The following is a 15498-nucleotide window of genomic DNA, read 5'->3' on the forward strand; positions in this document are numbered from 1 at the left end:
CACCTTACGCCGAGTGCGCAGCGGTTCGCCAGCCTCGGTCTGACCGCCCACTGATACTTTTTTAACCCGGCCCTGTCGCGCTCAAGGGCGTTAAAAAAGTATCAGCGCACGATCCTCCCTGCGTTTGTCGGCCTCCACAGGCGCTGCTGTAATCGGCTTGCCATTGGCGACGAACCGCTCAGCCCGACGCCACGGCCCCCACAACAATAATAATTCTGCGCCCAGGCGCAGCTCTGGAGAAGCTCATGAAAACAGTGCCCAAGGTGCTTGTCATGTTCGCGGGATTGTCTTTTGCCCTGGCCGGACAGGCCGCCGAGACCCTCACCATCGCCACGGTGAACAACGCCGACATGATCCGCATGCAAAAACTCTCGAAAACCTTCGAGAGCGAGCACCCGGACATCAAGTTGAACTGGGTGGTACTCGAAGAGAATGTCCTGCGCCAGCGCCTGACCACTGACATCGCAACCCAGGGCGGGCAGTTCGACGTGCTGACCATCGGCACCTACGAAACCCCGCTGTGGGGGGCCAAGCACTGGCTCGAACCGATGACCAACCTGCCCGCCGAGTATGACCTGGAGGACATTTTTCCTGCCGTTCGCCAAGGCCTCTCGGTCAATGACACGCTTTACGCCCTGCCCTTTTACGGCGAAAGCACCGTCACCTATTACCGCACGGACCTGTTCAAACAGGCCGGCCTGAGCATGCCCGAGCAACCGACCTGGAGCCAGCTCGGTGAATTCGCTGCCAAGTTGCACCAACCTGACCAGGGCCAGTACGGCCTGTGTCTGCGGGGCAAGGCCGGTTGGGGCGAGAACATGGCGCTGCTCAGCACCCTGGCCAACACCTTCGGCGCCCGTTGGTTCGATGAACAATGGAAACCGCAGTTCGACAGCCCGCAATGGAAGGCCGCCGCGCAGTTCTACGTCGATACGCTGAAGAAGTACGGCCCGCCGGGCCTGACCAGCAACGGGTTCAACGAAACCCTGGCGCTGTTCAACAGCGGTAAATGTGCGATCTGGGTCGATGCCAGCGTCGCGGGCTCCTTCATCACCGACACCAGCCAAAGCAAGGTCGCCGACCGTGTGGGCTTCGCTGCCGCCCCCATCGAAGTGACCCATAAAGGTGCTTCCTGGTTGTATGCCTGGTCACTGGCGATTCCCACCAGCTCCCGGCACAAGGACGCCGCCAAGGCGTTCGTGGCCTGGGCCACGTCCAAGGACTACATCCAGTTGGTCGCCAGGCAGGACGGCATCAGCAATGTCCCGCCCGGCACGCGCATGTCCACCTACAGCGACGCCTACCTGAACGCCGCTCCGTTCGCCCGGATCACCTTGAAAATGATGCAGAACGCCGACCCGGCCCACCCCACCGCCAAACCGGTGCCGTACGTGGGCATCCAGTACGTGACGATTCCAGAGTTCCAGGCCATCGGCACTTCCGTCGGCAAGCTGTTTACCGCCGCCCTCACCGGGCAGATCACGGTGGAACAGGCATTGGCCTCGGCGCAATCGAGTACCGAGCGGGAGATGAAGCGGGCCGGGTATCCCAAGAAATAACGATTGGTACCTTCCCCGAGGCTAGAAGGTTTGCCCCGCTGTGGGAGCAAAGCTTGCTCGCGATACAGGCACCTCGATTTCTGAGAGACCGCATTTGCTTCATCGCGGGCAAGCCTTGCTCCCACAGTTTTTTTTTGTACTTCGAAAAGGACAACCCCATGAAACGACTGGAAGGAAAAAGTGCCCTGGTGACCGGTGCCGCCCGTGGCATCGGCAGGACGTTCGCCCAGGCCTATATCAACGAGGGCGCCACAGTGGCGATCGCCGATATCGACCTGGAGCGGGCCCAGGCTACCGCCGCCGAACTGGGTGATAGTGCCTACGCGGTCAAAATGGACGTGACGGACCAGGCTTCGATCGACCAGGCCGTCGAGGCCGTGGTGGCCCAGGTGGGCAAGCTGGATATCCTGATCAACAACGCCGCGCTGTTCGACCTGGCACCCATCGTGGAAATCACCCGCCAGAGCTACGAGCGGCTGTTTTCCATCAACGTCGCCGGCACGCTGTTCACCCTGCAGGCGGCGGCGCGGCAGATGATCCGCCAGGGCCATGGCGGCCGGATCATCAACATGGCCAGCCAGGCCGGTCGGCGTGGCGAAGCGCTGGTCGGTGTCTATTGCGCCACCAAGGCAGCGGTGATCAGCCTGACCCAGTCCGCCGGACTGGATCTGATCAAGCATCGGATCAACGTCAACGCCATCGCCCCCGGCGTGGTGGATGGCGAGCATTGGGATGGCGTGGATGCGCTGTTCGCCCGCCACGAAAACCTGCCCCTGGGGGAAAAGAAGCGCCAGGTCGGGCAACAGGTGCCCTATGGCCGGATGGGGACTGCGGAGGACCTCACCGGGATGGCGATTTTCCTCGCCTCGGCGGAAAGCGAGTACGTGGTGGCGCAGACCTATAACGTCGATGGGGGGAACTGGATGAGCTGATAATCTGCGATTTTATGGCCTTGAAACGACGGAAATGGACTTATTCGCCTGAAAGTTGATCCCACTATTTGAGGATTATCCCGAACGCTACCCAACGGTGCCGTTCCAAGGGATTTCAAAAGAGCGTGAATACCGTTGCCCCAGCGGGGCAAAAATTGCGCATCATAGGCGCCGTCCGCTCAAGGGAGATTTACATGCGTGCCATTTCATCCGTCGTGGGTCTTGTCGTGCTGTCGCTGGGCCTGGTGTTCGCCACCAGTGCCGCGGCCACCGAAGAGACGCAACTGGTCGAGTCCATCAACCTTTACCGCAGCCAGTCCCAAAGCTGTGCCGGCCAGGCCTCGCTGGAGTTGCCACCGCTGGCGATGGATTCCCGGCTGATCCTGTCGGCCAATGGCATCGGCGACCTGCAGCAGGCGCTGGCGCGGGCGGCCTATCCAATGGTCAACGTGCAGGCCATCAGCCTGTCCGGGCCGCGCGATGCGCAATCGGCCATGAAAGCGGTCCAGGAAAGCTTCTGCCAGGTAGTACTCGACCCGCAGTTCGTCGACATCGGCGTCAGCCGCCTGGACCGCGAATGGCGCATCGTGCTGGCGCGCCCACTGTTGTCGGCGCGCCTGGGTGACTGGCAAGCCGAGGGCCAGAAGCTGCTGAAACTGATCAACAGTGCCCGCACCCAGCCGCGTCGCTGTGGCACCGAAACCTTCGCCGCCACCACACCTCTGGCCTGGAACGCCACCTTGGCCCTGGCCGCCGTGACCCACACCCGGGCCATGGCCAACAACAATTTCTTCGACCACAAGGACCGCGACAACCGCATGCCGGGCGACCGCGCCGAACTGGCTGGTTATCTGGGCCAGTTGATCGGCGAAAACATCGCCGCCGGACAAGACACCGCGCTCAAGGTGGTGGACGGCTGGCTGGCCAGCCCAGGGCACTGCGCCAACCTGATGAACCCACAGTTCCGCGAATTGGGCGCCGGGTATGCGACCGATCCGAAAAGCGATGCAGGGATCTATTGGACGGCGATGTTTGGTACCCAGTAGTACTGACACCATCGCGAGCAAGCTCGCTCCCACAGGGGGCGTTGTGGTGGCCGTGCAATCAAGTTCCACCACCAGCCAATGTGGGAGCGAGCTTGCTCGCGATAGCCATTGCTCGATCAACCTCAGTGTCCGTGGCTGAGCAGCACCTGTCGCAAATGCTGCATGAACTGGCTCAACGAAGGTGATTGGGCCACCGGCTTGCGCTGCAACAGGCCGATCGAGCGCTTCGCCGGCTGGTCGATGGCGGTGACAGCACACTGCTCACCGATGTTGAACACTGCCGTGCAACTGGCCGGCAACAGAGAAAATCCCAATCCTTCGCGAACCAGGGCCGTGGCCGTGCTCATGTGCGCCACTTCCCAGGCCGGCACAGGGTCAACGTTCAAATAGCGTAACGCAGCGTCAGCCAGGGGCCGGATGCTGGTGTCAGGCGTGAGGGCAATATAGGGTTGCCGCTTCCAGTCGTCCTGGCCGTCACGCTGCGGGTCCTTGTGGCTCAGTAACACCAGGTTGTCATCCAACAGGCGCACAAAGCTCAGTCCGGACAGATCGTCAGGCAACGAACTGATGCCGGCATCCACCTCTCCTCGCTGCACCCAGCCCATGATTTCCCCGGCGCGACCGTCCAACAAGCTCACCGTCACGCCAGGGTTTTCATGCTGGAAAGAAGCAATGGCGATCGGCAGGAATGACGCCGCAGCGGTGGGCAAGGCCGCCAGCCGGAGCGTGCCACGGCTCAGGCTCAGGGTGTCACGAGCGTCGCGCACGGCGTCGTTCATGTCCCGGAGCATGCGCCGGGCCTGGGGCAGAAAATGCTCACCGGCCGGGGTCAGCTCGACGCTGCGGGTATTACGCGCGAGCAACTGCAGCCCCATGCTCTCTTCCAGTTTGCGGATGCTATAGCTCAGCGCCGGCTGGGACAGGTGCAACTGTTCGGCTGTGCGGGTAAAGCTCGAAGTCTCGGCAATAAGGATGAAGGCACGAAGCTGACGAAAAGAAACGTTCATGACCCACTCATAAGATTAATGAATCAATTGATTGTATCTTTAAAATTCACAGAATAATCCAGTCTCTCCACTATGGGGCCACCCCTCAGTGCTACCCCTCAGTGGAAAGCGACATGACAAAAACAATTCTCGTCGGCTGCGGTGCCGGTTTCGCCAATGATCGACCCGACGCCGCCATGCGCCTGGCCCAGGACCTGGCACAACGCAGCGGCCAGCGCTACATCATGCTGGAACTGCTGGCTGAACGGACCCTGGCCGAGGCGCAGCTACGCAAGCGCCTGGACCCGCAGGCGGGATACTCCGCGCGTCTGTTCGATTTCCTCGAGCCCATGCTGGACGTGTGCATCGAGGCCGGCATCCCGATCATCACCAATGGCGGCGCCGCCAATCCCAGGGCGGCCGCGCAACGGTTGCGCCAGACGCTGGCAGGCCGCTTCCCTGCACTGAAAATCGCCTGCGTGCTGGGTGATGATCTGTTGGAAGAAACACCGCCCCGTTACGAACGATGGCTGTCCTCGGAGCCCTTGGAGCACCCCGTGTCGGTGAACGTCTACACCGGGGCCGACGGAATCGCCCAGGCGTTGGCCGAGGGCGCTGGCATCGTGCTGTGTGGCCGGGTCGCGGATCCGTCGCTGGCCGTGGGGGCGATCCGCCATGGGTTGGGTTGGTCGGCCGACGATTGGCAGAAAATGGCCATCGCCACCACCGCAGGCCATCTGCTGGAGTGCTGCACCCAGGTCACGGGGGGCTATTTTGCCCATCCTGGAATGAAAGACATTCCGGACCCGGCCAATCTCGGCTGCCCCATTGCTGAGATCCATCAGGATGGCCGCCTGATCATCGGCAAAACCCGCAACTGCGGCGGACGGGTCAGCGAACAGACCGTCAAGGAACAACTCCTTTACGAAGTACACGACCCTCGACGCTATCTGACGCCGGACGTGGTGCTGGACCTGGGCCAGGCCCGTGTACAGGACTTGGGCGATGACCGTGTTGAAATCAGGGGCCTGCTGGGTCACCCGCGTCCCGACACGCTCAAGGGTCTGGCGGGTGTGCGCGGCCTCTGGTTCGGCGAGGCGGAAATATCCTACGCAGGCCCCGGCGCCGTGGCGCGTGCCGCGCTGGCGCGGGAAATCCTGCTGCAGCGCTTCGACCAGTTGGCACCCGGGGTCCAGCCCTGGATCGACCTGTCCGGGGTCGCCAGCCTCTTCAACGACCAGGGCGGTCGTTATCTGCAACAGCAACTGGCCCAGGCGCCCGCCCTGGAGGATGTGCGCGTGCGCATCGGCCTGACTCACACCGACCGACGGCTGGTGGAGGCCCTGCTGGCAGAGGTCGAGTCGCTCTACACCAACGGGCCGGCGGGCGGCGGTGGCGTCCGGCGACACCTCGCCGAGACCGTTACCACCCGCAGTTTCCTGCTGCCGCGAGATGAAATCCATACAACCCTGGAGTGGTACTGATGAACCTGGTCACCCTAGCCGACTATGCCCATGCCCGTGCTGGCGACAAAGGCAACATTCTCAGCATCGCCCTGTTTCCCCACGATCCGGCCCACTATCCGTGGCTGCTACGGGAATTGACCTGCGCCCGAGTGGCCGAGCAATTCGCGACGCGACAACCCTCCAAGGTGCATCGCTATGAACTGCCGAACCTGAATGCACTGAATTTCGTGCTCGAGGACGCCCTGGAGGGCGGTGTGAATCGCAGTTGCGGTCTGGATCGCCATGGCAAGAGCCTGAGTTACCTGCTTCTGGCGTTGCGCCTGCCCGGACCGCAAGGCTGATCGACTCACCGCCCACGAACCTTCGACAACAATAAAAAAGAGAGGCTGCAACATGATTACAACCCTGGGTTTCCTGATGATGCTCGCCATCATCGGATTGATATTGCTACGCAGGATCAGTCCGGTGGTGGCGTTCACTACCCTTCCCGTGATCGTTTGCCTGCTAGCCGGCTTCAATCTCGGCCAGATCGGCGAATTCATCAAGGCCGGCCTGATCACGGTGGCCCCGACCGCAGCACTGTTTCTGTTTGCCATCCTGTTTTTCGGCATCATGCGTGACCGGGGCTTGTTCGATCCATTGGTCAACCTGCTGATCCGCAGCACAGGCGGCAAGCCGCTGGCCGTGGCACTGGTGACGGTTTTGGTGACGTCAGTGGTCCATCTCGACGGCGTCGGCGCCGCCACGTTCTTGCTGACCATCCCGGCCCTGCTGCCCTTGTATAAGCGCCTGAACATGAGCCCGGCGATGTTGCTGTGCCTGGTTGGCACCACGGCCGGCGTGATCAATATGGTCCCTTGGGGCGGAACGACCGCACGCGCTGCCGCAGTGTCGGGGCTGGATGCCACCCAACTGTGGCTAGGCTTGCTGCCGGTGCAGATGGTGGGCCTGACGTGCATGCTCGTTGTCGCGACAGTGTTGGGCTTGCGCGCCCAGCGTCGCCAACCGATGTCGCTGGGCGCGGCTGCAACCTGTGACATGGACAGCCTGCAACCCCTGGACCGTGAATTCGCCCTCTCCCCCCGGGAGCTGCGTTACTGGCTGAACGTGGCGCTGACCGGTGGGATCCTGGCGTGCCTGTTCACCGGCATTTTTCCCTTGTATGCGTGTTTCATGGTGGGATTGGGCATCGCCCTGCCCTTGAACTTCCCGTCCCTGGACGCCCAGGCCGAACGCCTCAAGGCCCATGCGGCCGATGCGCTGCAAATGGTCCTGGTGATGATGGCCGCCGCCGTCCTGTTGGGCGTGCTCTCCGGCGCGAAGATGTCCGACGGCATGGCATTGGCACTGATCGATATCATGCCAGCCGGTTCTGCCCAATACCTGCATGTGATCGTCGGTTTCTTCGGCGTCCCCCTGGGGATGATCTTCTCACCGGACGCCTACTATTTCGCCCTGCTGCCGGTGATCAGGGACGTGGCCGCTGCCGCGGGTGTCCCCCTCGAGGCCGTGGCCCGGGCCATGCTGATCGGTGAGAACACTGGATTCTCCATCAGCCCGGTGGTGCCCAGCGTGTACCTCGCGCTGGCGTTGTCCGGCGTAGAGCTTCGCAAGCACATCGCCTATACGTTCTTCTGGGCCTGGGGCGTCAGCCTGGTGATGCTCGGCTTCGCCGTGATGACTGGAGCGGTACAGGTGTGAGCAAGCGGTGAATGTGGCGCTGATGGATGCGTTTGATGAGGCCCAGGTACTGCTGCCTCAAGCGTTTGGGGGCGATTACCCTTGGGGGCGGTGTGTATATCCGTTGTTGCGGTAACGGCGGCTTAGGGTTCCGCCCTTACGGCGGGTCACTTTTGAGAAGCCCGGAAGCCGGCCCAGTCAAAAGTAACCAAAACGCTTCAGCCCCACCACTTGGCACCTCGCCTAGGCTCGGTGTGCCCTCACTCCGGCATTGCTCCGTGGGCCCGCCGCGAAGGGCCATCCATGGCCCCGCGCGGCTATCCCGGCATCCATGCCGGGATGCCCACTGCGCAATACCTGCGTTCGGCCAGCGTGGTTAACGGGGCGCCGAGATCAACGTTCACCGCGAGGCGGCCTAACAGCCGACCTGGCTCTTGGTGAGACCGCGTTTCTCCTGTGGGAACTTCTCCTGTGGGAGCGAGCTTGCTCGCGATTGCAATTCATCATTCAATTCAAATATTGACTGACACACCGCTATCGCGAGCAAGCTCGCTCCCACAATAAGATCGGGTACGGCCGGAGAGATAGGCCGGCTGCCAGGCCGCCTCGCGAGCAAGCTTTGCTCCCACAGATCAGACGGGTGTATGGCCGGGAGAACCAGACCGGCTGCCAGGCCGCCTCGCTTTTGATCTTGATCTTGATCTTGATCTTGATCTGCGGCGCCCCGTTAACCACGATGGCCGAACACAGGCATTGCGCAGTGGGCACCTCGGCATGGATGCCGAGGTAGCCGCGCGGGGCCATGGATGGCCCTTCGCGGCGGCCCACGGAGCAATGCCGGAGTGAGGGTATGCCGAGCCTAAGCGAGGCACCGAGTGGTGGGGCAAGAGCGTTTTGGTTACTTTTGACTGGGCCGGCTTCCGGGCTTTTCAAAAGTGACCCGCCGTCAGGGCGGAACCCTAAGCAGCCGTTACCGCAGCAAAGGATATGTACCCAATCCAACCCAACACCAACACCAAAGAAAACGGCGCCTTCCCCTACCTCGGAAAAAGCGCCGTATCCTTAAGTGAACAGCATTACGCTCAATGCGCAGCGTTCTTGTACCTCACCAGACAGCGTCCGGCTTACAGCGCCATGTCAGCCGCTGGGTTGGCCTCACGGGGAGCCCCCGGCTTGGCCGGTGCCGCGGTGGTGCCTGGCTTGCCGATTGCCGGTGGCGGGTCCAGTTGCAGGACGTCGCTGGTGTAAGCCCATTCCTGGGCTACACGCTCAGGGCTATCGTTGAGCTTGGTGCCGTAGCTCGGCACGATCTGGTGCAGTTTTTCCTGCCAGGCCGGGCTGGCGACCTTGTCCTTGAAGACCTTCTCAAGCACGGTCAGCATGATCGGTGCGGCAGTCGAGGCGCCTGGCGAGGCACCCAGCAGGCCGGCGATGCTGCCGTCCTGGGACGCGACCACTTCGGTGCCGAGTTTCAGCACGCCGCCCTTCTCTTCGTCACGCTTGATGATCTGCACGCGCTGGCCAGCCTGCCACAGGCGCCAGTCTTCCTGCTTGGCCTCCGGGAAGTACTCTTTCAGGGCGTTGAAGCGATCTTCATCCGACAGCATCAGTTGACCGGCCAGGTACTCGACCAGTGGGTACTGTTCGATACCAACCTTGGTCATCGGCCACACGTTGTGAGTGGTGGTGCTGGTCAGCAGGTCGAAGTACGAACCGTTCTTCAGGAACTTGGTGGAGAAGGTTGCGAACGGGCCAAACAGGATCACGCGCTTGCCATCAAGCACGCGGGTGTCCAGGTGCGGAACCGACATCGGCGGTGCGCCCACCGAAGCCTTGCCGTAGGCCTTGGCCAGGTGCAGCTGGGCGACGGTCGGGTTTTCGGTGACCAGGAACGAACCACCCACCGGGAAACCTGCGTATTCACGCGCTTCCGGGATGTCGGACTTCTGCAGCAGGTGCAGGGCACCACCGCCTGCGCCGATGAACACGAACTTGGCGTCGGTCTCGGTTTCGGTACCGTCTTTCAGGTTCTTGTACGAAACGCGCCAGGTGCCGTCTTCGTTGCGGGTGATGTCTTCCACTTCGCTGGACAGCTTGAGGGAGAAGTTCGGCTTGGTTTGCAGATAAGCCGCGAATTGGCGTGTGATTTCGCCGAAATTCACGTCGGTGCCCAGTGGACTCCAGGTGGCCGCGACTTTCTGGCTCGGGTCACGCCCTTGCATCATCAGCGGCACCCACTTGCTGATCTGCTCGCGATCTTCGGAATACTGCATGCCGGCGAACAACGGGCTGGCCTGGAGGGCTTCGTAGCGCTTCTTCAGGAACGCGATGTTCTCGTCGCCCCACAAAAAGCTCATGTGCGGCGTGGAGTTGATGAACGAACGCGGGTTCTTCAACACGCCGTTCTTGACCTGCCAGGACCAGAACTGACGGGAAATCTGGAAGGCTTCGTTGATTTCGATGGCCTTGGAGATATCGACCTTGCCGTTCTTGTCTTCCGGCGTGTAGTTCAGCTCGGCCAGCGCAGAGTGACCGGTACCGGCATTGTTCCAGCCGTTGGAGCTCTCTTCGGCAACACCGTCCAGGCGCTCGACCATTTCCATGGTCCAGCCCGGCTCCAGCTCATTGAGCCAGACGCCGAGTGTCGAGCTCATGATGCCCCCACCAATGAGCAAGACATCCACTTTTTTTGGCTCGGCGGCGTGCGTGGTCGCAAGACCCATCGCCATCGCCAGGCCCAGTAGCGCCGTGTGTGTTTTCTTCAACATGTGTGTATCCCTAGGATGAACGCCATTCCGTCCACCTGTCCTGATCAAGGATAGACCACGTCCATGGCCGGCAACACCAGCAGGGCGGCTATCGAGAAGGACCGGAGGATGGACCTACAGGGCCGAGCAATACGTCGGCCTCTCGTTTATGTCTCTCCGGCGCTGACTTCTTGTAGGTCTTGGCTTCAGCTGGGGTGAGGGACGCTGCAAACGGTGTTCATCGGGCCAGACGTGGCCGTGCCCGATTGTCGCAGCGGGGGGGGGAGTTTACATAAGGAAATAAACAGACCGAAGCGTCTTTTTACATTCCTGGCAAAAACGCCGACCAAATGACGGCATTTTGCTGGCTCTCGGGACCGATTGACCTATCCAAGCATCTGACTCAACACCGCCCGCAACTTGCCAGGCTTGACCGGCTTGTTGAGCAGCGGCGCATCCAGCTTGCGCAAGGCGCGGCGGCACTGGTCGCTGCGGTCGGCGGTGATGATCACCGCCGGGATCGCCTGGTGGAAATGCTCGCGCAGGTGCTTGACCACTTCACACCCCACGACCCCGTGATCCAGGTGGAAATCCGCCAGGATCAGCTCCGGCGCACGCCCTTGCAGCACATCAAGGGCGCCCGCTTCGTCGGTGGCGGTCAGGACTTCGCAGCCCCACTGCCCCAACAACGCCGCCATGCTTTGCAAGATGCTCAGTTCATTGTCGATCACCAACAAACGCCGCCCCGGCAGCGGGTTGCCGGCGACCGCCTGTATGGGCATTTGAGCAATGGGCAGCGGTTTTTCGGCTGACAGTGGCACCTCGATGCTGAACACCGAGCCACGCCCCGGACGGGAACGCACTTGGACCCGGTAGCCAAGGATACGGGCGATACGTTCGACAATCGCCAGCCCCAGGCCCACGCCTTTGCGGTCCGCCGCCCGTCCGACGTCCAGTTGATTGAACTCCAGGAATATCGACTCCAAGCAGTCGGCGGCAATGCCGCGACCGGTGTCCCAGACTTCCAGGCTCAACCGCCCGCCCCGACGCCGTGCAGCCAAGAGAACACCGCCCTTGTCGGTGTAGCGGCAGGCGTTGCTGAGCAGGTTGCGCAGAATGCGGGTCATCAATCGCAGGTCAGTCAGCACGGCTTCATCGCCAAACCGCACCCGCAGCTCCAGCCCGACAGCGCCTGCCACCGATTGGAATTCCGACACCAGCGGCGCCAGTAACTCATCCAGTCGATACGGAGCCAGGTCGGGCCTGACCTCCGCCTGGTCCAAACGGGAAATGTCCAGCAGGTCTGTGAGCAGATCTTCCGCGCCTTCCAGGGCCTGGTGGGTACGCTCAACCAGCACATGTTCGGCGGTGGGCAGTTGGCGTTCGCGCAACGTGGAAATCAACAGGCGGGCGGCGTTGAGCGGTTGCAACAAGTCGTGACTGGCCGCTGCCAGGTATTTATCTTTGCTGCGGTTGGCCGCCTGTGCGGCGTCGCGCGCGTCGCGCAACTGCTGCTCAATCAGCTCGCGCTGGGCGATCTGTTGTTGCAGGTTACGGTTGGCCTCCAGCAGCGCATCGGTGCGCTCGGACACCCGCTGCTCCAACTGGTTGTTGAGCTGTTGCAAGTATTGCCGGGCCAACTCCAGCTCATCCAGACGCGCCGCCAGTTCTGGGTAGTGGCTCTTGCGCGTCGAGTGATTGCCCAGCCCCAGCAGCCCTTCCAGGGCTTTCTGCTGCTCGTCAGAGGGCTTCGCCATAAACGACCTCGACATCCCGTTGGCTCGACTCCCGAGGATTGGTGAGGATGCACGGGTCGTGCATCGCATGCTGCGACAGGAACGGAATGTCCGAGGTGCTCACACCGTGCAGGCCCAGGGTCTCGTGGAAACCGATGGTGTGCTTGAGGGCAATCAGGTGTTCCACCAGCCGAGTGCGGATCTGGCGGTGGTTGAGCCCCCGGCAGTCGATGCCCAGCGTCTCGGCAATCACCTTGAAACGGTCCGGCGCCGAGTTGTAGTTGAACGCCACCACGTGCTCCACCAGTACCGCGTTGCACAAGCCATGGGGCAAATCGAGGAAACCGCCCAGGCTGTGGGACATCGCGTGCACCGCGCCGAGGATTGCGTTGGAGAACGCCAGCCCGGCCTGCATGCTGCCCAGCATGATTTTTTCCCGCAGGGCGATGTCCGCCGGGTTGGCGATCATCTGCACCAGGTTGCCGTTGATCAGGCGCATCGCTTCCAGCGCATGAGGGTCGGTCAACGGGCCATGACCGGTGGACACAAACGCCTCGATGGCGTGAACCAGGGCGTCGATGCCGGTACAAGCCGACAGGAACGGGTCCATGCTCAGGGTGGTTTCCGGGTCGATCAGCGACACGTCCGGTACCGCCGCCTTGCTGACGATGGAAAACTTCATGCGTTCTTGCTGGTTGGAAATGATCACGAACTGCGACACATCGGCCGAGGTGCCGGCAGTGGTGGGAATCAAGATCAAGGGTGGGCTGGGCATGTTCAGCATGTCGACACCCTCGAATTCGAGGATGCTGCGACCATGGGCGACGACAATGCCGATGGCCTTGCCGCAGTCCATCGGGCTGCCGCCGCCAATCGCAACGATGACGTCGCAATGGTTTTCCCGGTACACGTCGGCACCGAGCATCACTTCCTCGACCCGGGGGTTGGGCGAGACGGCGCTGTAGAGACAGTAATCAATGGCCTGGGCCTGGAGGCTGGCTTCGACATCGGCCACCCACCCGGCAGCGATCACGCCGGGATCGGTGACGATCAGCACCTTGCGTGCGCCGAACGTCTTGGCATAGTTGCCAACATTGTGCCGACAACCGGCGCCGAACATGATTTCAGGTGAAACGAACTTGCGCAGCGGGCTGAGACTCATCTTTTCAGGTACGTGGCTCATCGGTAAGCCTGTTCTTATTGTATTGGGATACCCTGAGCCTAAAGCATCCCACCGTGATTGCAATCAGACCAAATGGTGAGCCCGGCCTGAACGCGTCAGGCCGGGCCGGCACTCATCGGTTGGCGAAGTACATCGTCACTTCAAAGCCAATACGCAGGTCGGTGTACGCGGGTTTAGTCCACATGGGTCTTTCCTCTTCTTGTACCGGGCGATTCCGGCAAGGTCATTAATGCACGCCGCGCCCGGGGCTCGAATGCTACTTTCGAAGCGGTGGGTGGGGTGCGTTGGTAGCAATTCAGGAGAGCTACAAAACCCATTGTGGGAGCAAAGCTTGCTCGCGATTAGTCGCCTCGGCCTGACCGGAGACCGAGTCGCCTGTATCGCGGGCAAGCCTTGCTCCCACAGCAAGCCTTGCTCCACAGCAAGCTCGCTCCCACAGGGTGTCGTGCTGTGTTATCGGGTTAGAAGAATCCCAACGGATTGATGTCGTAGCTCACCAGCAGGTTCTTGGTCTGCTGGTAGTGGTCGAGCATCATTTTGTGGGTTTCACGCCCCACGCCGGACTTCTTGTAGCCACCGAACGCGGCGTGCGCCGGGTACAGGTGGTAGCAGTTGGTCCACACGCGACCGGCCTTGATCGCCCGGCCCATGCGGTAGGCGCGGTTGATGTCGCGAGTCCACAGGCCGGCGCCGAGGCCGAACTCGGTGTCGTTGGCAATGGCCAGGGCTTCGGCTTCGTCCTTGAAGGTGGTCACACCCACTACCGGGCCGAAGATTTCTTCCTGGAACACACGCATTTTGTTGTGGCCCTTGAGCAGGGTCGGCTGGATGTAATAGCCGCTCGACAAATCCCCCTCGAGTCGCTCGGCAGCACCGCCGGTGAGCAGCTCGGCGCCCTCTTGCTGGGCAATTTCAAGGTACGAGAGGATCTTGTCGTACTGCTGCTCGGAGGCCTGGGCGCCAACCATGGTCTCGGTGTCCAGCGGGTCGCCGCGCTTGATCTTGGCGATCTTCTTCATGACTACGGCCATGAACGATTCGTAGATCGACTCCTGCACCAGCGCCCGGGACGGGCAGGTGCAGACTTCGCCCTGGTTGAAGAACGCCAGCACCAGGCCTTCGGCGGCTTTCTCGATGAAGGCCGGCTCGGCCTGCATGATGTCTTCGAAGAAGATGTTCGGCGACTTGCCACCCAGTTCCACGGTGGACGGGATGATGTTCTCGGCGGCGCATTTCATGATGTGCGAGCCCACCGGAGTGGAACCGGTGAAGGCGATCTTGGCGATGCGCTTGCTGGTGGCCAGGGCTTCACCGGCTTCGCGACCGAAACCATGGACGATGTTCAACACCCCTGGCGGCAGCAGGTCAGCGACCAGCTCGATGAAGACCATGATCGACAGCGGCGTCTGTTCAGCCGGCTTGAGCACGACGCAGTTACCGGCAGCCAGGGCCGGGGCGAGTTTCCAGGCGGCCATCAGCAGCGGGAAGTTCCACGGGATGATCTGCCCGACCACGCCCAGCGGCTCGTGGAAATGATAGGCCGTGGTCAGTTCGTTGATCTCGGCCGCCCCACCCTCTTGGGCGCGGATGCAGCCGGCGAAATAACGGAAATGGTCGGCCGCCAGCGGCACGTCGGCATTGAGGGTTTCGCGCACGGCCTTGCCGTTGTCCCAGGTTTCGCTGACGGCGAGGATTTCCAGGTTCTGCTCGATACGGTCGGCGATTTTCAACAGCACCAGGGAACGGTCCTGCACCGAGGTCTTGCCCCAGGCATCGGCTGCGGCATGGGCGGCATCCAGGGCCTTGTCGATGTCGGCGGCGCTGGAGCGTGGGAATTCGGCAATGACTTCGCCATTGACCGGGGACGTGTTCGTGAAGTATTCGCCGTTGACCGGCGCGACGAATTCGCCGCCGATGAAGTTGCCATAGCGCGGCTTGAAGGAAACGACGGCGCCTGGGGTTCCGGGTTGTGCATAGATCATGATGGGGCCTCTGCCTGGTCGATGCCTGTCACAGGACAGGCGATAGGCCGATGGTAGAGAGCCCCGCCTGCCGGACGAATGCGTCGTTGGCAGGGGGGACTCTCGTTATTTGGTCGTAGGTTTTGCCGCGATCTGAGGTTGACCCGGGCTTTTTTGTGGGAGCGAGCTTGCTCGCGATGAG

12 protein-coding genes are annotated in these 15498 nt (G+C 61.8%); 6 read left to right on the forward strand and 6 right to left on the reverse strand.

Annotated elements, in window-relative coordinates; translation table 11 throughout:
• Nucleotides 1-245: 245 nt before the first annotated feature.
• From AB4O22_RS12170 to AB4O22_RS12180, 3 genes are all read left to right on the forward strand, one after another.
• Complete coding sequence (locus tag AB4O22_RS12170) at nt 246-1559, forward strand: ABC transporter substrate-binding protein (protein ID WP_223472814.1); 1314 nt, start codon at nt 246-248, stop codon at nt 1557-1559.
• 158 nt (nt 1560-1717) lie between these two features.
• On the forward strand, nt 1718-2491 hold the full coding sequence (locus tag AB4O22_RS12175; protein ID WP_460096381.1) for an L-iditol 2-dehydrogenase: 774 nt from the start codon (nt 1718-1720) through the stop codon (nt 2489-2491).
• Nucleotides 2492-2685: 194 nt separating this feature from the next.
• Nucleotides 2686-3537 (forward strand): CAP domain-containing protein, encoded by an 852-nt coding sequence (locus tag AB4O22_RS12180; RefSeq protein ID WP_003201475.1) that lies wholly within the window; start codon nt 2686-2688, stop codon nt 3535-3537.
• A 122-nt stretch (nt 3538-3659) separates the two neighbouring features.
• Here the strand turns inward: AB4O22_RS12180 and AB4O22_RS12185 are convergent, their stop codons facing one another.
• Nucleotides 3660-4544: a LysR family transcriptional regulator gene (locus tag AB4O22_RS12185; protein WP_223472817.1), complete on the reverse strand. Its 885-nt coding sequence runs from the start codon at nt 4542-4544 to the stop codon at nt 3660-3662.
• 113 nt (nt 4545-4657) lie between these two features.
• Between AB4O22_RS12185 and AB4O22_RS12190 the strand changes: the two genes are divergently transcribed.
• From AB4O22_RS12190 to AB4O22_RS12200, 3 genes are read left to right on the forward strand one after another with little or no spacing between them, the layout of a single operon-like run.
• On the forward strand, nt 4658-6007 hold the full coding sequence (locus tag AB4O22_RS12190; protein WP_460096382.1) for an acyclic terpene utilization AtuA family protein: 1350 nt from the start codon (nt 4658-4660) through the stop codon (nt 6005-6007).
• A complete protein-coding gene (locus AB4O22_RS12195; RefSeq protein ID WP_003201468.1) occupies nt 6007-6330 on the forward strand; it encodes an AtuA-related protein in 324 nt (107 codons plus the stop codon). Before AB4O22_RS12190 ends, AB4O22_RS12195 begins: the two co-directional genes overlap by 1 nt.
• 52 nt (nt 6331-6382) lie before the next feature.
• Nucleotides 6383-7690: a CitMHS family transporter gene (locus AB4O22_RS12200; RefSeq protein ID WP_460096383.1), complete on the forward strand. Its 1308-nt coding sequence runs from the start codon at nt 6383-6385 to the stop codon at nt 7688-7690.
• A 1103-nt stretch (nt 7691-8793) separates the two neighbouring features.
• On the opposite strand, the gene mqo is transcribed toward AB4O22_RS12200, so the two are convergent.
• The 5 genes from mqo to exaC form a co-directional block, all read right to left on the reverse strand.
• Entirely contained in the window at nt 8794-10437 is a 1644-nt protein-coding gene (gene mqo / locus AB4O22_RS12205; RefSeq protein WP_460096384.1) for a malate dehydrogenase (quinone), read from the reverse strand.
• A gap of 365 nt (nt 10438-10802) precedes the next feature.
• Nucleotides 10803-12173, reverse strand: coding sequence for an ATP-binding response regulator (locus tag AB4O22_RS12210; protein ID WP_460096385.1), 1371 nt, complete (start codon nt 12171-12173; stop codon nt 10803-10805).
• Entirely contained in the window at nt 12157-13314 is a 1158-nt protein-coding gene (gene ercA, locus AB4O22_RS12215) for an alcohol dehydrogenase-like regulatory protein ErcA (protein ID WP_087945363.1), read from the reverse strand. The genes AB4O22_RS12210 and ercA overlap by 17 nt, the downstream gene beginning before the upstream one ends.
• Nucleotides 13315-13447: 133 nt before the next feature.
• Complete coding sequence (pqqA, locus tag AB4O22_RS12220; RefSeq protein WP_003243383.1) at nt 13448-13519, reverse strand: pyrroloquinoline quinone precursor peptide PqqA; 72 nt, start codon at nt 13517-13519, stop codon at nt 13448-13450.
• 277 nt (nt 13520-13796) lie between these two features.
• Nucleotides 13797-15317, reverse strand: coding sequence for an acetaldehyde dehydrogenase ExaC (gene exaC, locus AB4O22_RS12225; RefSeq protein ID WP_003201456.1), 1521 nt, complete (start codon nt 15315-15317; stop codon nt 13797-13799).
• Nucleotides 15318-15498: the final 181 nt, after the last annotated feature.

It is taken from the genome of Pseudomonas sp. S3_B11 (assembly GCF_054667715.1).